The sequence below is a fragment of the Arthrobacter sp. SAFR-044 genome, assembly GCF_051965175.1.
Taxonomy (GTDB): domain Bacteria; phylum Actinomycetota; class Actinomycetes; order Actinomycetales; family Micrococcaceae; genus Arthrobacter.
The window spans coordinates 101,403-122,411 of the sequence record NZ_JBQCMK010000009.1 but is presented as its reverse complement, the minus strand read 5'-3'; the positions used below and the strand labels follow the sequence as shown (position 1 = coordinate 122,411).

The 21,009-nt window shown below is 61.6% G+C and carries 26 protein-coding genes and 1 tRNA gene; 19 read left to right on the top strand and 8 right to left on the bottom strand.

Annotation, left to right across the window (positions count from 1 at the left end):
* Positions 1-16 precede the first annotated feature (16 nt).
* Positions 17-1,525: a pyruvate kinase gene (gene pyk / locus ACTHQS_RS14955; RefSeq protein WP_440170408.1), complete on the top strand. Its 1,509-nt coding sequence runs from the start codon at positions 17-19 to the stop codon at positions 1,523-1,525.
* A 139-nt stretch (positions 1,526-1,664) separates the two neighbouring features.
* Here the strand turns inward: pyk and ACTHQS_RS14950 are convergent, their stop codons facing one another.
* Complete coding sequence (locus ACTHQS_RS14950; protein WP_009358190.1) at positions 1,665-2,270, bottom strand: ANTAR domain-containing response regulator; 606 nt, start codon at positions 2,268-2,270, stop codon at positions 1,665-1,667.
* Positions 2,271-2,472: 202 nt separating this feature from the next.
* Here ACTHQS_RS14950 and ACTHQS_RS14945 point away from each other — a divergent pair.
* The 5 genes from ACTHQS_RS14945 (at position 2,473) to ACTHQS_RS14925 (ending at position 5,341) form a co-directional block, all read left to right on the top strand.
* A tRNA-Leu gene (locus tag ACTHQS_RS14945) sits at positions 2,473-2,554 on the top strand.
* Positions 2,555-2,641: 87 nt separating this feature from the next.
* A complete protein-coding gene (locus ACTHQS_RS14940; protein WP_440170405.1) occupies positions 2,642-3,772 on the top strand; it encodes a tyrosine-type recombinase/integrase in 1,131 nt (376 codons plus the stop codon).
* A 73-nt stretch (positions 3,773-3,845) separates the two neighbouring features.
* Entirely contained in the window at positions 3,846-4,121 is a 276-nt protein-coding gene (locus tag ACTHQS_RS14935) for a hypothetical protein (protein ID WP_440170403.1), read from the top strand.
* 125 nt (positions 4,122-4,246) lie between these two features.
* Entirely contained in the window at positions 4,247-4,957 is a 711-nt protein-coding gene (locus ACTHQS_RS14930; protein ID WP_440170401.1) for an HNH endonuclease family protein, read from the top strand.
* A 99-nt stretch (positions 4,958-5,056) separates the two neighbouring features.
* A complete protein-coding gene (locus tag ACTHQS_RS14925) occupies positions 5,057-5,341 on the top strand; it encodes a hypothetical protein (protein ID WP_440170399.1) in 285 nt (94 codons plus the stop codon).
* A 38-nt stretch (positions 5,342-5,379) separates the two neighbouring features.
* Here the strand turns inward: ACTHQS_RS14925 and ACTHQS_RS14920 are convergent, their stop codons facing one another.
* Positions 5,380-6,486 (bottom strand): alpha/beta hydrolase family protein, encoded by a 1,107-nt coding sequence (locus ACTHQS_RS14920; RefSeq protein WP_440170397.1) that lies wholly within the window; start codon positions 6,484-6,486, stop codon positions 5,380-5,382.
* A 235-nt stretch (positions 6,487-6,721) separates the two neighbouring features.
* Between ACTHQS_RS14920 and ACTHQS_RS14915 the strand changes: the two genes are divergently transcribed.
* The 3 genes from ACTHQS_RS14915 to ACTHQS_RS14905 are packed head-to-tail and all read left to right on the top strand — an operon-like array spanning position 6,722 to position 8,674.
* A complete protein-coding gene (locus ACTHQS_RS14915) occupies positions 6,722-7,210 on the top strand; it encodes a hypothetical protein (protein WP_440170395.1) in 489 nt (162 codons plus the stop codon).
* A complete protein-coding gene (locus ACTHQS_RS14910; protein ID WP_440170393.1) occupies positions 7,207-8,244 on the top strand; it encodes a hypothetical protein in 1,038 nt (345 codons plus the stop codon). Before ACTHQS_RS14915 ends, ACTHQS_RS14910 begins: the two co-directional genes overlap by 4 nt.
* Positions 8,234-8,674: a hypothetical protein gene (locus tag ACTHQS_RS14905; RefSeq protein WP_440170391.1), complete on the top strand. Its 441-nt coding sequence runs from the start codon at positions 8,234-8,236 to the stop codon at positions 8,672-8,674. Before ACTHQS_RS14910 ends, ACTHQS_RS14905 begins: the two co-directional genes overlap by 11 nt.
* Here the strand turns inward: ACTHQS_RS14905 and ACTHQS_RS14900 are convergent.
* Complete coding sequence (locus ACTHQS_RS14900) at positions 8,671-9,012, bottom strand: ArsR/SmtB family transcription factor (RefSeq protein ID WP_440170614.1); 342 nt, start codon at positions 9,010-9,012, stop codon at positions 8,671-8,673. The genes ACTHQS_RS14905 and ACTHQS_RS14900 overlap by 4 nt on opposite strands.
* A gap of 204 nt (positions 9,013-9,216) precedes the next feature.
* Between ACTHQS_RS14900 and ACTHQS_RS14895 the strand changes: the two genes are divergently transcribed.
* Positions 9,217-9,726 (top strand): hypothetical protein, encoded by a 510-nt coding sequence (locus ACTHQS_RS14895; RefSeq protein ID WP_440170389.1) that lies wholly within the window; start codon positions 9,217-9,219, stop codon positions 9,724-9,726.
* A gap of 13 nt (positions 9,727-9,739) precedes the next feature.
* Here the strand turns inward: ACTHQS_RS14895 and ACTHQS_RS14890 are convergent, their stop codons facing one another.
* A complete protein-coding gene (locus tag ACTHQS_RS14890) occupies positions 9,740-10,069 on the bottom strand; it encodes an ArsR/SmtB family transcription factor (protein WP_440170387.1) in 330 nt (109 codons plus the stop codon).
* A 184-nt stretch (positions 10,070-10,253) separates the two neighbouring features.
* Here ACTHQS_RS14890 and ACTHQS_RS14885 point away from each other — a divergent pair, with 184 nt between their 5' ends.
* The 3 genes from ACTHQS_RS14885 (at position 10,254) to ACTHQS_RS14875 (ending at position 13,792) form a co-directional block, all read left to right on the top strand.
* Positions 10,254-11,153, top strand: coding sequence for a hypothetical protein (locus ACTHQS_RS14885; RefSeq protein WP_440170385.1), 900 nt, complete (start codon positions 10,254-10,256; stop codon positions 11,151-11,153).
* A gap of 1,027 nt (positions 11,154-12,180) precedes the next feature.
* Positions 12,181-13,014 carry a C40 family peptidase gene (locus ACTHQS_RS14880; RefSeq protein WP_440170383.1) on the top strand — a complete coding sequence of 278 codons (834 nt, stop codon included), beginning with the start codon at positions 12,181-12,183 and terminating at the stop codon, positions 13,012-13,014.
* A 484-nt stretch (positions 13,015-13,498) separates the two neighbouring features.
* A complete protein-coding gene (locus tag ACTHQS_RS14875; RefSeq protein ID WP_440170380.1) occupies positions 13,499-13,792 on the top strand; it encodes a tyrosine-type recombinase/integrase in 294 nt (97 codons plus the stop codon).
* 518 nt (positions 13,793-14,310) lie between these two features.
* Here ACTHQS_RS14875 and ACTHQS_RS14870 read toward each other — a convergent pair.
* Positions 14,311-14,517: a hypothetical protein gene (locus ACTHQS_RS14870; RefSeq protein ID WP_440170377.1), complete on the bottom strand. Its 207-nt coding sequence runs from the start codon at positions 14,515-14,517 to the stop codon at positions 14,311-14,313.
* A 239-nt stretch (positions 14,518-14,756) separates the two neighbouring features.
* Entirely contained in the window at positions 14,757-15,230 is a 474-nt protein-coding gene (locus ACTHQS_RS14865) for a DUF7793 family protein (protein WP_440170375.1), read from the bottom strand.
* A 472-nt stretch (positions 15,231-15,702) separates the two neighbouring features.
* Here ACTHQS_RS14865 and ACTHQS_RS14860 point away from each other — a divergent pair, with 472 nt between their 5' ends.
* Both ACTHQS_RS14860 and ACTHQS_RS14855 read left to right on the top strand, forming a co-directional pair.
* Complete coding sequence (locus ACTHQS_RS14860; RefSeq protein ID WP_440170372.1) at positions 15,703-16,206, top strand: hypothetical protein; 504 nt, start codon at positions 15,703-15,705, stop codon at positions 16,204-16,206.
* 108 nt (positions 16,207-16,314) lie between these two features.
* A complete protein-coding gene (locus ACTHQS_RS14855) occupies positions 16,315-16,617 on the top strand; it encodes a hypothetical protein (protein ID WP_440170369.1) in 303 nt (100 codons plus the stop codon).
* 48 nt (positions 16,618-16,665) lie between these two features.
* On the opposite strand, the gene ACTHQS_RS14850 is transcribed toward ACTHQS_RS14855, so the two are convergent.
* Positions 16,666-17,124 carry a hypothetical protein gene (locus ACTHQS_RS14850; protein WP_440170366.1) on the bottom strand — a complete coding sequence of 153 codons (459 nt, stop codon included), beginning with the start codon at positions 17,122-17,124 and terminating at the stop codon, positions 16,666-16,668.
* Positions 17,125-17,474: 350 nt separating this feature from the next.
* Between ACTHQS_RS14850 and ACTHQS_RS14845 the strand changes: the two genes are divergently transcribed.
* The 3 genes from ACTHQS_RS14845 (at position 17,475) to ACTHQS_RS14835 (ending at position 19,734) form a co-directional block, all read left to right on the top strand.
* Entirely contained in the window at positions 17,475-18,035 is a 561-nt protein-coding gene (locus ACTHQS_RS14845; RefSeq protein ID WP_440170363.1) for a hypothetical protein, read from the top strand.
* A 49-nt stretch (positions 18,036-18,084) separates the two neighbouring features.
* Positions 18,085-19,020, top strand: a complete 936-nt coding sequence (locus tag ACTHQS_RS14840) for a hypothetical protein (protein ID WP_440170360.1) — start codon at positions 18,085-18,087, stop codon at positions 19,018-19,020.
* A gap of 81 nt (positions 19,021-19,101) precedes the next feature.
* The gene (locus ACTHQS_RS14835) at positions 19,102-19,734 is read left to right on the top strand and encodes a tetratricopeptide repeat protein (RefSeq protein ID WP_440170357.1); all 633 of its coding nucleotides are present in this window, start codon (positions 19,102-19,104) and stop codon (positions 19,732-19,734) included.
* A gap of 97 nt (positions 19,735-19,831) precedes the next feature.
* On the opposite strand, the gene ACTHQS_RS14830 is transcribed toward ACTHQS_RS14835, so the two are convergent.
* Entirely contained in the window at positions 19,832-20,362 is a 531-nt protein-coding gene (locus ACTHQS_RS14830; protein WP_440170355.1) for a hypothetical protein, read from the bottom strand.
* A gap of 360 nt (positions 20,363-20,722) precedes the next feature.
* On the opposite strand from ACTHQS_RS14830, the gene ACTHQS_RS14825 reads away from it, so the two are divergent.
* Positions 20,723-21,007 (top strand): hypothetical protein, encoded by a 285-nt coding sequence (locus tag ACTHQS_RS14825; RefSeq protein ID WP_440170352.1) that lies wholly within the window; start codon positions 20,723-20,725, stop codon positions 21,005-21,007.
* Positions 21,008-21,009 lie beyond the last annotated feature (2 nt).

Here is a 21,009-nt window from a genome sequence, read left to right as displayed (position 1 = left end):
CCAATAGGGTAGGTATATGAGACGCGCAAAAATTGTGGCTACGTTCGGCCCGGCAATTGCCAGCTACGAAAACACGCTCGCGGTGCTGGAAGCCGGCGTTGACGTCGCCCGCATGAACATGAGCCACGGCGACTACACCGTGCATGACAACACCTACGAGAACGTCCGCAAGGCCGCGTCCGACCTGAGCAAGGCCGTGGCCATCATGGCCGATCTGCAGGGTCCCAAGATCCGCCTGGGCCGCTTCGTTGACGGCCCGCACGCCCTGGCCGTTGGTGACATCTTCACCATCACCACCGAGGATGTTCCCGGCACCAAGGACATCTGCTCCACCACGCTGAAGAGCCTCACTGAGGACGTCAACGTGGGTGACGCGCTGCTGATCGACGACGGCAAGGTGGCACTTCGCGCCATCGAGGTCGACGACGTCAAGGTTGTCGCCGAGGTGACCGTGGGCGGCATGGTGTCCAACAACAAGGGCATCAACCTCCCCGGCGTGGCAGTCAACGTTCCCGCGCTGAGCGAAAAAGACGAGGACGACCTGCGCTGGGCGATCCGCCGGGGTGTTGACCTGGTGGCGCTCTCGTTCGTCCGCGACGCTTCGGACATTGCCCGTGTGCACGAGATCATGGACGAGGAAGGCCGCCGCGTGCCGGTCATCGCCAAGATCGAAAAGCCGCAGGCCGTGGAGCAGCTGCCGGAGATCATCGACGCGTTCGATGCGATCATGGTGGCCCGTGGCGACCTCGGCGTGGAACTGCCGCTCGAGGAAGTGCCGATTGTCCAGAAGCGCGCCGTGGAACTGGCACGCCGTTGGGCGAAGCCGGTCATCGTGGCCACCCAGGTGCTGGAGTCCATGATCGACAACCCGCGCCCCACCCGTGCAGAGGCGTCCGACTGCGCCAACGCCGTGCTGGACGGTGCCGACGCAGTCATGCTGTCCGGTGAGACCAGCGTGGGCAAGTATCCCATCGAGACGGTCAAGACCATGGCCCGGATCATCGAGTCCACCGAGGTTCATGGCCTGGAGCGCGTTCCCCCGCTGGGGACCAAGCCCAAGACCCGTGGTGGCGCCATCACGCGTGCCGCCGTCGAAATCGCCGACCAGCTGGATGCGAAGTACATCTGTACCTTCACCCAGTCCGGCGACTCCGCCCGCCGCCTCTCCCGCCTGCGGCCCATCAAGGCCGTGTTCGCCTTCACTCCGGTGGAGCACGTGTGGAACCAGCTCGCACTGACCTGGGGCATCCAGCCGGTGCTGGTCCCCATGGTGGGTCACACCGACGAAATGACCTCCCAGGTTGACCGCAGCCTGCTGGAAATGGACCTGGTGGACGATGGCGACCTGGTGGTCATTGCCGCCGGTTCCCCTCCCGGAAAGGCCGGCTCCACGAACATGCTGAAGGTCCACAAGGTGGGCGACCTCGCCGACGCCGGCAGCCAGGGTGGAGAGCCCGGCAGCAACCGCGAAAAGCTCGGCCCCTGGCCGGAAAAGAAGAAGAAGAACCAGTCCCCCCAGGACTAGGCTTCAAACGAAAAGGACCCCTGCCGGTTGGCGGGGGTCCTTTTCGCTGTGCTGTTTCTATGGTGACCGGTCGGTCGGTGACCGTTGCTTTTTGGTGGCCGGGCCGTCGTCGTAATCTCTCCGGGCCCGGCCAATGGCGCTAGTTGACCTGGTTGATGATGGTTTCGGCGACCTCGCGCATGCTGAGGCGGCGGTCCATGGAGGTCTTCTGGATCCAGCGGAAGGCTTCGGGTTCCGTCAGGCCCATCTTGGTGGTCAGCAGGCTCTTGGCACGTTCGACGAGCTTGCGGGTGGCGAACTGCTCCTGGAGATCGGACACCTCACTTTCGAGGGCCTTGATTTCCTCGTGGCGGGAAAGTGCGATTTCCAGCGCCGGGATGAGGTCAGCGGGCGTGAAAGGCTTGACTACGTAGGCCATGGCGCCGGCGTCGCGGGCGCGCTCCACCAGTTCTTTCTGGCTGAAGGCGGTCAGCAGTACCACGGGGGCGATGCGGGCCTTGACGATCTTCTCGGCCGCGGAAATGCCGTCCATGACCGGCATCTTCACGTCCATGAGGACCAGGTCAGGCTTCAGTTCCTCGGCGAGCTGCACGGCCTTCTCGCCGTTGTCCGCCTCGCCCACGACGTCATAGCCTTCGCCGCGCAGGATCTCGATGATGTCGAGGCGGATGAGGGTTTCATCCTCTGCCACAATGACGCGGCGCGCCGGCTGGGACGTGGGCTTGGACTCCGTCTGTTCAGTCACGGGATCTCCTTGAAAAGGTACGGCGGGACATCACTATCTTAGGTGCCACCGCGGCTGTACTTGGTTTGCAGGGTTCGTTTGCGGCGACGGCGGCGCGATTCTGGAATTCAGCCTATCTGCATGTAGAGTAATTCCGCGTACGTGAAGCGATCGCGTTGCTCACAGTCAGCTGTGGGCGTACTTTCGCTCCCACGTATTCCGCGCCCGAGTGGCGGAATTGGCAGACGCGCCGCACTCAAAATGCGGTATCGAAAGGTGTGTGGGTTCGAGTCCCACCTCGGGCACAGTGTTTCCGCAGGTCGAAGGCCACTTTCCACTTTGTGTGTTGACAAAAACGCCCAAAGTGTTGACAGCGGCGTACCGTTTTGGATGTGGCAAGCATCCGTAAACGCACTAAGAAGGACGGTTCCTCGTCCTACATGGTGCTGTGGCGGGACCCAAAGAGCCGCGAGCAGCAGGGACTGACAGTCGCTAGTCTCGTCGAAGCCGAGACCCTGAAGAGGCTTCTGGACGCCAATGGCCAGTCCTTCGAGATCGCTCAGCACGCCATCCTGACAAACGAGAAGCGCCCTCCTTCTGTGGCGGAAGTCATCCAGGAACATATCGATCTGCTGGTCCGCCCGTCCAGCGGGACAGTCAAGACGTACCAGACCATGCTTGAACTCCACATCCGGCCGGTCATCGGCCACGTTCCTGTGGACAAGCTCGACTACCGCGTCATTGCCCATTGGGTGAAGTCGATGATGGCCAAGGGCAAGGCGCCCAAAACGATCCACAACATCCACGGCCTCATATCAGCTTCAATGAATACCGCCGAGATGCTCGGCTACATCACCCGCAATCCCTGTCGTGGCGTGCAGCTCCCGAACATTGAGAAGGCTGAGGATGAGGCCATGTTCCTCACGCATGCCGAGTACAGGCTCATCATGGAGGGAATGGGGGAGCGGTACAAGGCCTTCACGGACTTCCTGGTCATGACCGGCACCCGCTTTGGAGAAGCCACCGCATTGACCGTGGCCGACGTGGATCTGCTTTCAAAACCGCCTACTGCACGGATCAACAAGGCGTGGAAGCGGGATGGGCAGAACCAGTTCTACGTTGGCCCGACCAAGACCGGGGCTGGCAAGAGGACTATCGGTCTGAACCCGGCGCTGGTTGAGCTGCTGATCCCGCTGGTGGCGAGCAGGCCTGGCAAGGACCTAGTGTTCACGACGCCCAAGGGCGGCCGAATTGTTCACAAGCTCTACTGGGACGATTACTGGATCCCTGCAGTTCGCACAGCCCAGGCCTTGGGCCTGACGAAAAACCCAAGGATCCACGATCTCCGCCATACGCACGCTTCCTGGCTTATCCAGGATGGCGTGCCCTTGTTCACCATCTCGCGTCGGCTGGGGCACGCTTCGACAAAGACCACCGAGCAGGTATACGGACACTTGATGCCGGAGGCATTGCAGGTCGGTGCTGACGCAACTGAGCGCTCGGTGACAGCTTTCCAGCGGTGATGGAACCGGTCATGTCGGTGGGTCTTCGTACCTGCATGGAAGTGGAAACCAACTCTTCCCGATGGAGGTTTCCGTGGACATCGAATTTTTCGAGCCAGCCGAAGCAGCCGCCCTCATGCGCTGCACCGAGTCCTGGCTCCGCGATGGCGCCACCAGCGGACGCTTCCCCCATGCCTGCTGGGGGAAGGGAAAGATCATTTTCACTTCCGAACACATTCTCGAAATTGCGAAGCTGAGCGAGATCCTACCCGGCAGCGCGGCTAGGCCTCTTCCAGTCAGCGAAGGGCCCGCGGTCAAGGAACGGCTCATCGGCACCCGGGCAAGAGTCAGGCTTGCACCAGCTAATTGAGCCAACCATTCCTCTTTTGACCGGTTGGAGGACGCTTAGGCGAGTGAGGAGCACCACGCCACGCAATGCACGATCTAAGCGGCTCTGAAGGCTAGCGTAGAGACTTCGCAGCACTGAGAAGGACCATGAAGCTCACTCGAATCGCCGACAGGACTTTTGTCGCTATAACTGCCCTGTTTCTGGCAGGTTCCCTTGCCGGTTGTGACACGGCGGCCAACGCTTTAGAGGCCTCAAAGTCTGCTCACGGCGACGCGGGCACTGGGCTGGCCGCCGTTGACGCGGCCGCTGCACTCAAACAGCTGGACGGGATTCCGGTGAAAGGTCGGGCGCCTAAGACCGGCTATACCCGTGACGAGTTTGGCCCGGCATGGTCGGACACGGACCACAACGGTTGCGACACCCGCAATGACGTCCTCGCCCGCGATCTGACCGACGAAACCTTCAAGCCCGGCACCCATAACTGCGTGGTCACCACGGGCTCCCTTGCGGACAAGTACACCGGAACAACGATCAGATTCATCCGGGGCCAGGACACGAGTAACGCAGTCCAAATCGACCACGTCGTCCCGCTCAGTGACGCCTGGCAGAAGGGCGCCCAGCAGCTCAGCGCGGGACAGCGCGAGGAACTGGCCAACGATCCGCTTAACCTCATGGCCACCGACGGGCCCACCAACAGCGCCAAGGGCGACAAGGATGCGGCCACATGGCTGCCACCAAACCGGGCCTTCCGTTGCGAGTACGTTGCCCGTCAAACCGCTGTTAAAGCCAAGTACAGCCTCTGGGTCACGCAAGCCGAACACGACGCTATCATTGGCGTCTTGAAGGCTTGCGATTAGGGCTGCTGATGCAGCCTGCACGACGACTGACACCTCGAGCGTGGCGACACGCTTGCGGTACTCCGGGAGCCTGTCCGTGTCCGGGAGGACCATGGAAGTATGACAGCTCCAACGGTTGAGGCAGCCATCCATGAACTCATGGATCTCGCCTGGAATGTTGTATACGAACTGCTCGAGGAGCGGGGCCTGCTCGCTGACGGGTTGTTCGTCGAGGAATACACCGGCATTCATTCCTGGCTGGACGGGCCCAAGCGATACACGGTCGTCCACTCCCGCCAGGTGGCGGTTCTGTTCGTCGAAACCCGGCCGGTGGACGCCATCGCCTTCCACCACGAGCTGCTTGGCGTCGGCGATCCGGCCAGCTACTTTACGTTGCCTGGTTGACGGCGGCCGACCGGCAGAGGCGGTTCGATGCGAGAGAACTATGAGTGGGCACTCAGCCATTCCTCGACAGAGTCCTCCCAGAGCCGCGGGTCCGCATTCCATTCCTGGGTGTGCCGGCCGGCCGGAAATGGCACCAGCTGTACTTGGTCCGGGAACCGGGCTGCATAGGCTGCGCTGATGCTGATCGGGGTGCTGCTGTCCGCCTCGCTGTGCAGGAGGAGAACGGGAACAAGGGGCCCCTCCTGGGTTAAGTCCAGCGGGCGGAGGTCAAGAGGCTGCCCGGTTCCGGCTACCCCGTGCAGGGGACTGCGGAGGATCCACAGTGCCACATCGGCTAGAAAGGCCGGCAGTCGGGCTGCGGCGGTATTAAAGGCAAGAGTTTCGCGCCAGGACAGGACGGGAGCCGTCAGGACAAGGCCGGAGATCAGGTGGCGGTGGTGCGACGTGTGCGTTGCTGCGAGCGCCATGGCGGCGCCCATGGACCAGCCTGACAGGATGATGGAGGTCGCGCCGTTGGAAGCGGCGTATTCCAGTGCTGCCTCCACATCGTCCATTTCCGTGTGACCGAGATGATGCTTGCCATCGGGTGTTGCGGGGGCGTCGCCGTCCCCGCGGTAGGAAATCAGCAGTTGGGTGAAGCCGAGTCTGTCGAAGAGTGGGGTCGTTCTGACCCCGGTGGCCCGTCGGCCGCCGAGGCCGTGGATATGGATGACCCATCGGCCGCTGTCGCGTCCCCGGATCAGCCAGGCGGGAGCAGGGCCAGGCAGGATGACGTCGTCGGCTATCAGTCCGATGGCGCCCGGTGACGGGTATGCGTATCCGGACCAGTAGCCGGTGGTGCCGGGCTCAAGGCTGCCCGTGTAAACCTGCTCGACGATACGGATGACGGTCTCGCCGGAGGGGTCGTGGGCGAGGATGGCACCTATGCGCGCATGCCCGGCCCGATTGCCCCAATACAGGCTGAACACGCCTGGTGTCAGGGTGTCCGGATCGGCTTTGAGTGTGACCGTGCCGGCGCCGGTGTCTAGGATCTTGACCCGCTCGAGGCGTTCTCCGGACGGGGTGGTCAGGGTGCGTGCGATGTGTACAGAGATTATGGCCACTGATGCCAGGGCCACGGCACCAGACAGCAGTGCGGTTCTCACACCGGTACTCTAGCGCCTCGGCACTCCGATTGCTCGTGGGCGTCGGTGACGAGGGCCTCGATCCAGCCGGGGATGGTCAGGGATGGTTGCAGGTACAAGCGCAGCGGGATCCTGATGTTTGGCTGCTTCTGCTCTGGACACGTCCAGAGCAGAAGCGTTCAATTGACGGTGAGGCGCTCGGAGCGCCTCGGTGGTTCAACAGCCACCCTTGCTGTCCGCTGCAAAAGGGGGCGGTATGGACCAGCAAACAACAATTGGACCAGGACCAGAACAGGTGGCGGCGGAAGCCTTTCAAGCTCTGCGGCTCCCCACCCATCTGACGTTGGATGGGCTCATTGCGATCGTGGCGGCTCGGCGCCGCCGCCGCATCGAGATCGAGGCCACGGACATCCTCAACGGGACGCCGGTATGCGGCCTGTGGCTCTCGACCGAGTCGCGGGAAATCATCCTGCACGCGATATCCGACTCACTCATACACAGGCAGCAGTTCATTCTTCATGAGCTTGGGCATATGATCCTGCGTCACGATGAATTGGGCGTTTCGTCGCAATACGCGGGTAGCCTGTTCCCCAACCTTGACGGCGAGATGGTGTCCCGAGCCCTGGCACGCAGCAGCTTCGTGGACGATATGGAGGCCGCCGCCGAAACGCTCGCAGATCTCCTCGCCGCGGCGATTCGGGACAGCGCCCTGGAACCGAAATCATTCGAGCAGGTTTTCGGGTGATCCAGGTAGTCGCGGCTGCTGTCATCTGGGGCCTTGTTCTGTGCATTTTGCCGGGTGTGCGCAACAGGAAGGACCACACCATTCTTATCGCAGCGGTGGCGATTGCTACAGCACTGTCACTGAACGTTGACCCGATTTACATCGCGGGCGATGCCCTGCTCGGCGGCCGCAATCTTCTGGATCTCTGCGCGAATGTCCTGATGGTTGTAGGTATCTACTCTCTTTCCCAGGCGATACTCCGGGCCGCGGAGTTTAATGATGCATCGGTTCGCCGGGATGGTCTTGGAATGACAATCCTGAGCTTCGTAGTACTGGGACTGGCTGCTGCTTTCTTCAGTATTGAAGCACCGGTATCGTCGACCCGGTTCATGCTTGACTATGGAAGCCAGCCCGCGGCTGCCTTGTACTCGTCAATCCAGTTCGCCTACATCGGTATCGTGGTGGGCTTGACGGGCTACGTCTGCTTTAGATTTCGACGGCGGATGGCCACCATTCATTTCCGGCTCGCCTTCACCCTCATCGGCATTGGCTGCACCCTGGCTCTGGTAGTCGTGTTCGCAGTTTTGGGGATGGATATTGCCCACGTGCTTGGAGACTTGGGCACTATGCAGAGGCTGGCAGTCGCCTACGATGTGAGCTTCGTCGGGGCGATGCTGTTTCTGTGTGCCGGCTTGGCGTTGCCCCCGGTCGCCCGTCGAATGTCTCGACGCATTGACGTGAGGACTCGGGAGGGCTTGCTGAACAGTCTTACAGAGACTTGGGAAAAGGCGACGGCTAACCGAAAAGACATCCGGTTGGCTACGGCGGCCCGAGGCGTCGAACGCGGAGACGCTTCCACCCGCAAACTCCATAGGATGCTCGTTGAGATTCAAGACGCGCTATTGATGGACCCATCCGCTGCTGAGTTGCTGGATGAGGCTGATAGGCAAACAGTCAGCAGGACAGAAGTTTTCCTCGCATCGCACCACAGCGCCCAGGGAAGCCGACTCAGCCCGTCAGTGTGGGGGAGGACGCGCGGCATAAATGACAGATAACGCAGCACACCTTCCTGAATCTCCCCAGAGCAGACTCGCCAGAAAACTCAATCTCCTGCTCGACCTGCACGAATCCCAAGGGAGAGGCACGCTCTCGTTTCGGGAAATTAGTGACAGCATGAGCGAACGAGGAACGCCGCTCTCACGTTCACGGTGGGCCTACATGCGGGGCGGTGATAGCTCGCTGGCTATGGACCAGAAGCTGCTGCAGAACCTCGCTGAGTTTTTCGGTGTAGATCGCAGGTATCTTCTTGATGACTCGGCAGAGGTGCCGGAGCTCGTGGAGGCGCAGCTCGATCTCCTAAAATCGATGCGCGAAGCGCGAGTCAAGAACTTTGCTGCCAGGCAACTTCAGGAACTGTCCCCCGAGACTTTGGCCAAGCTGAGGGAAGTAATTGACAAGCACGCCGGGGGAGATGAGAACTCCTAAGCTGTTGGGAGTGCCGGCTTGGGACGCTTCGACTTTCCGGGTAACTCGTTGGCGTGGAATGGCGACACCGAAAAGGGGGAGGCCTCCGTTGCGACGTTTTTGAAGTCGCTGCCCCCGGATTGAAACCAAGCTGCGAGCTCCGATAACTGCCTCTCGATCTCGTCCGGTCGCGTCCTGTATCGGCCCGATTCAAATGTCAGGAAGCCAGCCTCGTAAAGCAGGCTCAGCTGCCCTTGGAGGGAAGGCGCTGACCGGCTGAAAGCGGCAGCTACGTCGTCGCAGGTTGCCGGTCCGTGGGCCATGAGGAAGCGGATGATCTTGCTTCGCGTCCTGTGCATCAAGATGTTTGCCATGGAGACCACAACCAGGTGATGAGGAGGTCTTTACGGCCCGCTGTAGACGGGTCTACAGCAAAACGATACGCCTTAGAGCGAGCTGAGGGAAGCGATGGCCGGCGCTCATTGCGTGATAGGGGAACCCCCGGAATACTGAGCATCACCACGAATCTGACAGGTGCGTTTGCAACGTTCGGGAGGTGAGTCGTGACCAGCGATGACAAGCACACGGGGAGTACTGCTTTGTCTCCTCAAGCTGAGCTGGCCCGCCGCCTGAACCTGCTGCTCGACGTCGTGATGGCGGAGCGGGGGCAACCGATTACGTTCCGTGAGGTTCAGGAGAAGCTGGCGGACAAAGGGATCAAGCTGTCCAGGGCCCGTTGGTTCTACATGAAAGACGGTACGGGAAGACTAGTAAGCGACCCTGCCCTGCTGGGTGCTCTATGCGAAACCTTCAATGTGGATCCCGCTTATCTGTTGGATGCTGATTCGGCCGGCCTGCCCCAGCGAATTGATTCGCAGCTTGAGTTCGTGAAGTCCTTGCGCGCTGCCAGGGTGAAGACTTTCGCAGCCCGCACTCTTGGGGACGTGTCGCCGGAAACACTTCGAGCAATTACGGAATACCTGAACAAAGACATCAGTAGGCGCCCAGAAGGAGAGCGGGCGGCGGCGAATTCACAGCCGGAGCCTCCGGAGTCGCTGGAGCAGGAGGGGTAGGTCGCTGCTGGGGCTACTTTTGTTCTTCCAGCAGGTACTTCAGGTGGGCGTCGAGCAGCTCCTTGATCCGGACGGGGTTCGCGGAATACCTAGGCGACCGTCCGTGCCTGCGGCCGGGCTCGACGTCGACCATCACCACGCCAGCTTCCTCTAGCGCGGCGAGGTGCTTGGCTACACTGGGATCGCCTGCGCTGACCACGGCGGCGATATCGCCCCGGGTTGCCGGCCCGTTGGCCGTGAGGAACCGGAGAATCTCATTGCGTGACCTGTTGCCGAACGTCGCGACCGCAGCCTCGACGTCGACCGACCAGGCCTCGTCATGCGGCTGCGTAATTCTCGGCATAGCGCCATTCTTCCCGAAGAATCCGGAAAAAGTAAGAACAGCACTCTTGACGATACTTTAAGTATCTTCGACAATAATTCGTATAGCTTCTGCTGATCGTTGTGGGCCTCCAAATCCACACACCAGGGCCGCACTCGCGCGGCCCTGCGAGGTACTGATCTGTACAGTCAAAGCCGGTGAAGCCATGGAAATTGAATCGAAGGCGTTGCAAACGAAAGGCCAGTCAGCGCCTCCTGTTGGGGTGGATGTTTCGCTGCGGAACTCGCCCCCACCAGGCGGCCTCCTCATCCCCATCGATCGGATTCTGGTTGCGGTTGATGGCGTCCACCGTTACGTCAACTCTCGCTTAGGACGAATTGGACGCTCCTGCGACGTGGATGATGTCATGCAGGAGATTCGCGTTGCTGTCTGGGACGGGGTGGTGAGGGACCGTTACCGGGAGCTTCCAGGGATTCCTTTTGAAGCTTGGGTGCAGGGAGTGAGCAACAAGATCTGTGCTGCCCATATCCGCCGTGAGCTCGCTCATCAAACGCTGCCTCTGCTCGTGGACTTCACGACGACGGAAGGGACCCCGGAGGTTCTTGCGGTCATAGGCTTCTCAGCTATCTCGGGCAGCGCGGAAGGCTGCATCGATCAGGCATGGGCGCACTCCATGTTGGATCTGGTTCACCGAAGCGTCACTGAGGAAACCTGGAAGCTCGCTATTTCCAGCCTTGTCAGCCCACGGCATTACGGCCCGCCGTCTCCTCAGGACCGACGCCGCTGGCACGCGGTCACTGTCGTCCGGCAAACCGCCAAGACACTCAACGCGGCGCTGAACTGCCACCCGGAGGCAGGGATAGGGCTGGACGGCCTGTGCCGATTGGCTGCCAACTGCCTTCCCACCAATGTGCTTCGGCGAGTTGCCATGTCGATAGTCCGCCCGGGCTTACGTGGGCCGGAGAGATCCGCCCAGATGGCTGCCTTGGCGAGTGAGCTACGCGTTTCGGAAAGGTACATAGCCGTGAACATTGGCTTCGCCCGTCAGCTGTACCGGGCCGCTTGGCGCGTGATCCAACATGAAGCGCATGTGGCGGCTGTGTAGAGCAGCCGTTTACGAACAGAGGCAGGACGATGAATCTGATACGGGGGTTTGGCCACCAGCGGTTTTTGGCGGCAGGGCTCGTTGCCCTGTTGATAGTCAGCGTGATTTTCCTTCTCTGGCCGGCCGCCGATTCTGGCGGGGATGTAGCACCGCCGCCGTCTGCAGCCGCAGGGGTGCCCACCCCCGAGCCCTCGTATACCTCGTCAGGTCAAAGCCGCCCCTCAGCTGCCTCTACCGAAGTCAAGGTACAGGTTCAGCCTACTAATGGCTCACTGCCTCGCACTCAGGATTACAGGGCGCTTGCTTCGGCGGCAGCCCAGGACATTTATACATGGGACAGCCGTTCTTCGTCGTATTCCGCCATCTATGCTCGTGTGCGGTCCTGGTGGGAGCTTCTTCCAGATGGGTCAAACCCTTTGTCAGCGCTGGTTCGGGAGTTTGAAGGTACTGGGGTGACAGCTAGCAGCTTCACCGTGCTTGCGGAACAGTCTGCAAGGCGAAGCGGCACTGCTCAAACCCTTCGATGCGACCTTGAGCTGGCAAAAGTGCAGGAATATCCAGCACCTTGGGATGGCCTCCATGTTTGCACTGTGACAGTTCAGGTCGTGGACGAGGCGAACAACAGCCGAAGCGCGTATGCGGCGCCAGTCACCGTCATGGTCAACTGTCCGCCAGCGGTTACTGCTCCAGCTGGGCGCTGCGCGGTGGTCGGCTTCTATGCGACTACCGGGCGGATCGTTTACTGATGACAGCCCTAGCAGCCGCCGTTGTTATCGCCCGACGGCGGGTATTGCTGAGGGGTATTTGCGCCGCCGGCATCGCCGTCCTACTCGCCGGGCTCATGACCTTCCTGGGAGGGGTGGGCGTACTAGCCGGCATTGGGGGCCAGCGCACTCTTGCCTGTGCGCCATCTGGCCGTCACACAGACGTCAATGGCACTGGCGCCGGCCTGGAGATCCGCGCTGCCGGTCAGTTGCTTTACGTTCTAACGCCTCGGCAAGAGAGCGTCGCAAGGACGTACATCGCTGTGGGCAAGCAGCTTGCTTTACCTCGTTCTGGACGCATCATCGCGATCATGACGGCGCTGCAGGAGTCGAGCCTCCGCGTGCTTGCCAATCCAGCGGTGCCGGATTCGCTGAATTACCCCAATGACGGCCTCGGGCGGGACCACGACTCTGTTGGCTCAGCCCAACAGCGTCCGGCGGCAGGCTGGGGCACAGTGGCCGAGCTGATGGATGCCTCGTACAATGCGCGGGCGTTCTACGGTGGGCCGACGGGACCTAACCGTGGGAGTCCCCGTGGGCTGCTAGACATACGTGGCTGGGAAGCGATGGACAAAGGAATGGCGGCGCAGGCTGTCCAGGTCTCCGCCTTTCCCGAGCTGTACGCGCGCTGGGAACTGGCGGCGACAGCAATTGTTGCGGCCCTTGAAACGGGCACCGATCCAGCCAATTGTGAGAGTTCTCCGTCTCCGGCCCACTCTGTCGGATCAGCGCGCAACCTGAGCCAGCTCCGCCAGGACATCCTGAGGTTTACTCAAGAAGGCCTCGGCGGACAGTATGTCTGGGGCGGTACGGCCTTCAAAGCCTGGGACTGCTCCGGATACGTGCAGTGGATCTACGGACAGGCAGGAATCCAGCTGCCGCGGGTCGAGCAGTGGCGCGTTGGTGTTCGAACAGACGACCCACAGCCAGGAGATTTGGTGGTGCAGAATCCTCAAGGACCGGACAACTGGGGTCATGTCGGCATATATGCCGGCGACGGAATGATGTGGAGTGCGCTGAACCCGGCGGTAGGGACACGGCTCCATCCTGTCAGTTGGAATCCCGGCGCAGCCTATTTCGACCTGTTGGCGCGTTAAGGCGCACATCGGGTTCGATGATCAGAAGCGGCGTCCGGGCCTGGGGGAGCGTTCAGCTACGTAACCATTCTTGACGCGAGGATTGTCCCTTCGGGCACGGGCCTTACCGTGGACAGCGTGGAGACAAGCCCTGGGAAGGGGATTATCTACTTATACGTTCCGGCTCGGCTTTCCGAGATGCAGCCCTACTTCGTACATGGCGTTGTGGCGAAGGGAAAGTCGAGGGTGACTTTTTCAGCATCGTGCAAAGGAGGGGCGAAGGATCTATCGCCGTTACAGCGAGCCAGATTCATGGCTACCTCGTGGCAGGCAAGGCGTTCCTGAAAGGTAAGTAACTGGTTGCTGGCGACGGGGATAGACGCGGGTAACCTGCCCGCCGGGCTTCGTGCGCTTCCGTGCGGATCATCATCAGCCGCCATCCGCCCATTTTGGCGTCAAGGGAAGATCTGAAGACGGGTGACAAACCCGCGTCATAATGTCCCTTATGGCGTGGGACAGTGGAGCGCTCTTCACCATGGCCACTGGAAAGCGCTGGCAGCGCTCGAACGCAGCACGCACCGTGCAGTGGCTGGCGCGCCGGGCCGGCATCGACGGACAGATCAGCCCGCACAGCCTGCGGCGCACGTTCGCCACGATTGCCCTGGACTCCGGGACGCCGCTGCACGCGCTGCAGGACAGCATGGGGCATGCAGATCCGAGGACCACCAGGCGGTATGACCGGGCCCGGAACAACCTGCAGAAATCAGCCGGCTACGACTTCGCCAGGGCCCTGGCGTAGGGGCCGTTTTTGACCGGCCCTTTCGAGGCGCGGCAGTCTTCTGGTCTGGTGCCGCTATCGTGGCCCGTATGGGGAATCAAAAAGAACGGAACGACCCGCCGGCTACGGACGTGGAGGCCGTGACCCTCGATATGCTGGCCTTTTCCATGTTGCTGAGGCTTGTTCGCCAGCCCGATTTGGCTCAGAGGTACGAGTCGCTCGCTCTGGACCTGAGGACTGACGGCTCGGTCCACGCGGTCCAGGCTGCCCGGCAGTGGGTGTTTCCTACCCTCCAATCAGGTCCGGGCCGTCTCGACGATCTATATGTCCAGAAGCGGGACGGTTCAGTCGACCTTTTCCTCAGCGCTTGGTATGACGTCCTCCGCAACAGACTGTGGGATTTTGCGAGAGGCACGTAGGTTGCAAGAAATTCCGGTCGTCGTCGCAGGGCAAGCCACTCGGGGCGTGGTTCGACATGCACATACTGTCGTTTTTGTGCCCCTATATATAGGGTATGAAAAGTGGCGGAGAAGGGCCGGCTACAAACTGCCGCCGGTACCGTCACTGGGGGCAGCGTTGTGGCTGGTTGCGTCCCAGTTGTAGACCCTGCCGCGCTGGGACTGGAACTCTCCCCGGTGGGCCGGGATTCTTTCCCTGGCCACTGGCCGGAAGATTCTCCAGACGACGCGAATGGCAATGGCCACCGGTACGGCAAAGATGACCGCCGCAGCAATGAAAGTCTCCAAGGAATATCCCCCCTATTGCCCCGATAGTAGCAACTTTGGACTAGGCCCAGCGGGCATCCAGTAGCATTGCCGCAAGTGGCCGGTGAGGGAAGGGAGTTGTTCATGCACTACGTCGTCCTGAGCGCCCGCAGAGCCGACTGGGACCGACGCGGACGCAGGCTGTGAAGTGCTGCGCGGCAGGGGGACATGCAGAAAAACGGGATCACGGAATCGTAGTGCCGATCATCCCGGGACAGCCGCTACCTGCGGTGGGCGCTGAGCCACTCCAGGGCTTCCTGTTCGTCGGAGAAATACCGGCTGGGGCACGCCGGATGGGGAAGCCCGTGCATCCCGTGCGCTATGACCCGGTCCACAGGGGTGCTGCCCAGGATCGCAAAGGCCGTGACCGTGGTCGATCTGCTGAGGACCTCGACGGCGTCGCGGCTCACTGACTGCACACCCGTGATCTGCAGCAGTACCGCGGCGCCAGCACCGGCCGTTAGCGTAAGGAACCGCTCCCGGACCAGGGCTCCGTCGGCTGCAGTGATCCGGCCTCCTGGACTCAGCGTGATGCGGAGGACCCGGTCCCCGATGACGTGGATCGTGACTTTTTCTGGAGCTGGATCTGGATCTGGATTGAGAGGCGCTTGATCGCCTTTGGCAGCCCCGTCGGAAAAAGTCGTTGCCGCTGCAAGAGTGAGTTGTTCGGCCTTGACCTGGGCCATTGTTGTCATCAAATTCCCCCAAGTGATGTAACTGCGGCCTCGTCGCGGCAGTTGCGCCCGGGATCTGTCAGAGGCCCGGCAGACGCCAGCGTACCCGTCAGCAGACTCAAGGTCCATGTAAATCCGAGCAATGAACACAGCCTCAGTCCGCTCGCGATCTTTTGACCGCGGGGGCGCTGGATGGCCGTTGGGGTTCACTTGACAGCGATCCGGAGGAAGCGCATCCCGGTGGATTGCCCGCGTGGCTGGAGCACCGGCTCCTGGATCATCTCGGCCCCATCACCGCCTCATTGAATGCCGTCTTCCGCTGGAAGCTGCCCGGGCCGTGTTGCTCATAACGACACTGTCAAGGAAGACCGCAGCCCCGGCTTTATCCCAGCTGATCACAATGGGCCGCTTCCGTGAAGTATCCACTGTGTAGGCTTTCGCCATGAGGGCCCTGAAGCACCCGGGGAAACCGGCTGGAAGCCGCCGGCAGTCTGTGCTGCTGCATGCCGGTGCGTGTCTTCTGGCGTGCTGTCTTTTGGCTGGGTGTGCCCCTACCATCACAGGGACAGTCACTGGCCGTAACAGCACCTCGAGCGCCACCAGCACACCGCACACCGACAGCGACCCCGGGGACAGGAAACTGAACCTGCTGGCCACCGACCCGGCCCTGGTCAACCTGCCGGCGGGTCTGGTCAGAACCTCCGTACAGCGAACTCCCGCCCATTACGAAACCCGTGGGTTCGGTTCAGGCGGCTCCTTCGGCGCCGGGGTGACTGTGACTTTCACCAGCACCGCCAGCCCGGCCGACGTTTACAAAGCGATCGCGGAGAACGCTGCCTGCAACGGCTGGGTAGCCAAAGGGTCCAATTCGGCCGGCCTGACTAACAGGTGGCTGAAAACCTACCCGGACGGCACGTTGGCCACCCTCTTCCTCGGCAGTGAGGATCCGAACGCAGTGTCACCAACGCACACCTATTCGCTAAACGGTGGAATCTGAGATGGGACCTGACTGCAGGCTGAAGACGAACAGGCACAGCGCTCAGTGGGGGGACACCAGACCGCTATGGAACAGGTAAGCAGGCCATTGCGGCGGCGATCTGCAGGAATGTGGGTCCTTCGGATCGCCGTCCTGACCATCGACACTTTGTCGTTGCTCTTCGTCCTCATCATCCGTTTTGCACCGACAACTTCAGGCCACGACGACGGTGAGGGGTGGTACTGGGCCGGGCTGCTGCTCGTGTATGCGCTGTTCCTGGTCCTCGGGCTGGCGTTGCTGCTCAATGTCGTCTTCCTGGTTGCCCTGGCGTTCATGCGCCGACGATACGACAACAACTACAACCGGGTCTCCCGCGCTTGCCTGTTGCTGTTGCCCGCGGCCACGGCCTTGGTGATCGTGCTGAACGGATAGCCTCCGGCGAGCTTCAGGACGAGGACGGGACCGGGGGACCAGGAGTAGTCAGTCCGGCACGTAGTGGGGCCTGACGTTGAGCCCGACGCGCTGGGGTTCCCCTGGTCCGGGGCTCGTGACAGTGAGCCAGTAGTCGAACTCGCCGTCCGTGCCGGTGGAAATGCAGATCGTGTCGGTGCCGATGACTTTCGCCTGCCGTTTGCATGGATGGTTGGTTGCCATGGTGAAGCCGAGCCCCGACGTCAGCGCCGCAACGTCGTTATCGGTGAGTTCGCTGCCCGTGTCCCAGCGGCGGGAGAGACTGGGGCAGGGGTTCGTGCTGATGCACAGGAACCGCTCGGGGCGGACTATTTCCGTGGTCAGCTTCCAGTCGGCCGGGATGGCGAACCGCCCGGCACCCGAAAGCATTCGATCCGTCACCTTGTCCTCGGCGGACTGTACTGCAAAGAACGCCGTGACTGCCAGCAGCAGGATCACAGCCAGGACCCCCCAGATTCTGCGCCTCACTGGACCCCCCAATCAGTTCCTGTTCCGGCCAGCGTAACCCTGTCTGTCCCGCCGCAGCGTGAGGAAGGGTTTCCCGTCAGCCGACAGCTGACCATATAGCCTGTGATCTGTACCGACACTTCTTTGGGGGACCCTTGAAACGCATCCTGACGGCATCCCTGCCCGCACTTCTTGTCACGGCTCTGTTGAGCGGGTGCGGAGGAGCGCCGGCGGCTGCTCCCAGCAGCACCAGTTCACCCTCGGTTTCGGCACCGTCGCCGAGCCAGACACCCAGCGCCACACCCACGGCCATGGCCACGGCGACCCCGACGCCCACGCCTGCAGGTCTGAAGTATTCACTCTCCTGCTCGGTGAATACCGCATCCCGGACCACGGTCACCGACTACAGGGCCGCCTGGGCGACCCCGTTCGATCTCTGCACCGTCAACAGCGCGACGGGCACTCAGACTGCAGCCGAGAAGGCCGCAGGTGTTGCCTCGGGCGGAACCTCGCCGGACACGGCCAAGTACCTTTACGCGCTGTGCGCCACCACCGCCGGACACTATTTCGAGGGCTCCGTCAGTGCCGGGCAGGCCAAGGAAATTGCGGCTGCACTGATTCTCTGTCCGGATCACCCGAAGCGGGCCGTTTTGGAGGCGAACGCCGGCGCCGGTGCCGCCCTGGACGCCGACCGCGCCAGCGGCAAACTCGTCTACACGGGCAAGTATCTGGTCGGCAAGGACGTCGTGCCCGGCACCTGGCAGTCCCAGGGTGACAAGGTGGAGAACTGCTACTGGGAGATCTCCGACGCTCAGGGCAACATCATGGCCAATAATTTCATCAACGTCGCCCCGCAGTTCACCATCGTCATCCCCGCCAGTGCCGCTGGATTTACGGTCAATGGCTGCGGGTTCCGCTGGATCTCCGGTTAGCCGGCACCACCGGGATCAGCGTCAGAGTTTATAGAACGACGGGGGAGACATGAAGAAGAACGGCCTGGAGTTCAACACCAGGCGCATGCCGGAGAAGTGGCGGCCACACTTCAAGATTTACCGATCCAAGATCAGCATCTATTTGGATACGGCCGATTTCGGCGTTCCACTTATGGTGGACGCCTCGGAGATGATGGGGTTCCTGCCTGCAGGGATAGAGGATCCATCATTCGTCAAGGAAATTGGACCGGTGCGACCTGGTGGAGAAGCCGTCTGGATCGAAGCGGAAGTCTTTGGCGGCTTGCCGTCCCGTCCGGACGTCCAACGCATCGGGGCGATGGTGCACCGCAGTAAAACGAGGACCAGTTTCATGGTCGCGCCGTTCACGGGGGCAGATAACGAATTCTGGATGGAGATCTACCTGCGGGACACCGACGGACTCTCAACGAGGCTGAAGCAGGACGTACGGTTCCGGCTTGACGGCCCCGGGTTCCTCACCGGCTGGGAATTCATGGAATACCGAAGCGTCCTTCGTCCGGGAAAACAACTTGGGGAGACCCAGAGCATGTTCACCACTGGAGACTTCGAGGTGCAGGCCAGCGGGCCGGATCTTGAAGAGGGTCATGTTGCGGCTCTGGAGGCAATGAACCGGGTCTTCTTCGCCCTGGCGTTGATGAATTGTCGCAACGTCAGCCTGCGGGAACGGGGTTCAGGCCGGTCCACAGGAGCCGGGCCCACTGGTGACGCCTTCCACGAGGTGGTTATTGATGGCAACGCCCGGGGATCAACCAGGACCGGCAGTGCATCTGCGGGCGATGCCGCCGGGCGACGTCATCTGGCGCGGGGTCACTTCAAGACCTTCACCGAGGATGCGCCGCTGCTGGGCAAGCATGTGGGGACGTACTGGTGGGGCTGGCAGGTACGTGGCCAGGAGGGCAACGGCGTGATCGAGAAGACGTACTCGCTGAGGGCCAGCCGCCGCTGACCCGTAGGCCCGATGCTGCCGTGAATCTGCGCTCGGTGCGAACGCTCGGCAGTCGCTAGATACTCTGGAACAATCGTGGCCATGGAAAATGAGTGGTTTCGGTCTCCGGCCTGGGGTGAAGCGGATCGCGCGCTTTTTGAAGCCCGCCTCGCGCGGTCCCGTGGCTACAACCGCGCCCAGTACCTGCGTATCAAGGGACTGGCGCTGAGCGACGCCGGCGAGATTGCCGGGGCCAGGGACCTGTGGTTGCGCGTCCTCGCGGACGACGGAGAGTTCTCCAAAATGGAGGGCTTCACAGCATTGGAGCATCTCGGAGACTCATACGTTGAAGACAAGCCACTGCTTGCAGAAACCTATTACCGCCGATTGCTCGCTGACAATCCCACCCTGAAGAGTACAACCGCGACTCAGCACATCAAGCTTGCCGAACTCCTCATTCGGCGGGGTGAAGCGCAGGACCTGGAAGAAGCCGCGGAGTTGCTGACCCAATGGCCCGACGTGGCCCGCCTTCCATTCCCCAGCGCCCATTTTAGGTGGAACCTCGCAGTGATCGACCTTGCAGAAGCAACCGGAGACCGGGAAACGGCGGTAGAAGCAGCCCGCCGGGCGCTCGACCTCGCCTATCGAGGCCCGGTGTTCCCCCGGCACAAAACAGTTGGCGTGGTTCACGCGGAACACCGGGACCTTGAGCGACTGAAGCGCGTAGCGAAGTAAATTCGTGTTGCCTGCGCCCGCACGCTGATCGGCTTAGGGCGGGCCGGAACGGAGTACGAAAAATGGCCGAAGCGAGGTCAGCCGCCACGGCAAGACCCTACTTTGAAACACCTCCGTGCCAGGAACAAGCACCACTCTTGCCTCCTGACTTGGACACGCTGCCGTCACTGCACATGGTGGAATATCCGTAACCGGATGACCCACCGGAGGTGTAGCCGCCAGAGCCCGATGAACTGGAACCCGGGTTCGATCCGCTGTAAAGGGTGCTGCCACCAGAGCTGGGAGAGGCAAGGCCCACAGCCGTTAGACGGCGCTGGTATTCCGGGGCGAGCTGGGCCAGGAAATCGATCATGGCGTCCATGTCCGCCTTGCTGTGAACGTAATCGGCCGGGTAACAGGAACCGGCGAAGACCAGCCACATGGATCGGGCGAGGGCGTCCTTGCCGGACTCCGAGAGACGGCTCAGGTCGCCGATGGTGAAATACCCGCTTCCCCGCTGCTGCATGTCTTTGCAGACGCTGTCCCTGAGATGGTCGTAGTCGATTCGGGTTAGGGGTACGCCGGCGGCCCGGTACTTGGCACTCACGGTCTCGAACATCAGGTCGTCCAGGATGCTGGAACTGGTCACCTTCGCCGACTGGGGCACTGCAGTTCGGGAGGGTGCTGCGGCAGGTGACTGGGGGGCTGCATATACCGGCACTTGAGGAGCTTGCGAGGAAGCGCTATTGCTGGTGGCATACGTGCTGCCTGCACCTTGCGGGGCGCTGCATCCGGCAAGAAGAAACGCAGCTGCACAAGCGATAGCCACGCTTCGTCTCACGCGATCCCCCAAGTTGAAAGTCTGTAGGCAGATCTTACAGGCGGCCACCCTGGCCCGCCAGCGGCTGGCTGAGCCGCCTCCACAGAACTCGAATGCTTGTTCACATGTGGAGAAGCCTGTGGAGAACGTATGTTCGATAAGCCCCGGGAGCCGTCCTAAAATTGAGGGGTGATCAAGGCGGGCAGCCCCGAGGACATGGACCGGATGATCGCACGGTCGGACGCCGACAAGAGCCACCCCATCGACGACACCTCACCGATACGGGACTTCCCCAAGTTCAATTGTTTCCTGGTCCAGGTGGGCAGCATCTACGGCAAGGCCGTCGCCTGGTCAGACAGTTACGGCCTGATCGAATGGTTGGATGCCTCCAGCAAGTACCGCATTGGCTGGGCGCATTCGACCAGCATCAAGCGGGTGCCGGCTGAGGAGTGGAAGGGTGGCAAGGGGCTCTAGCC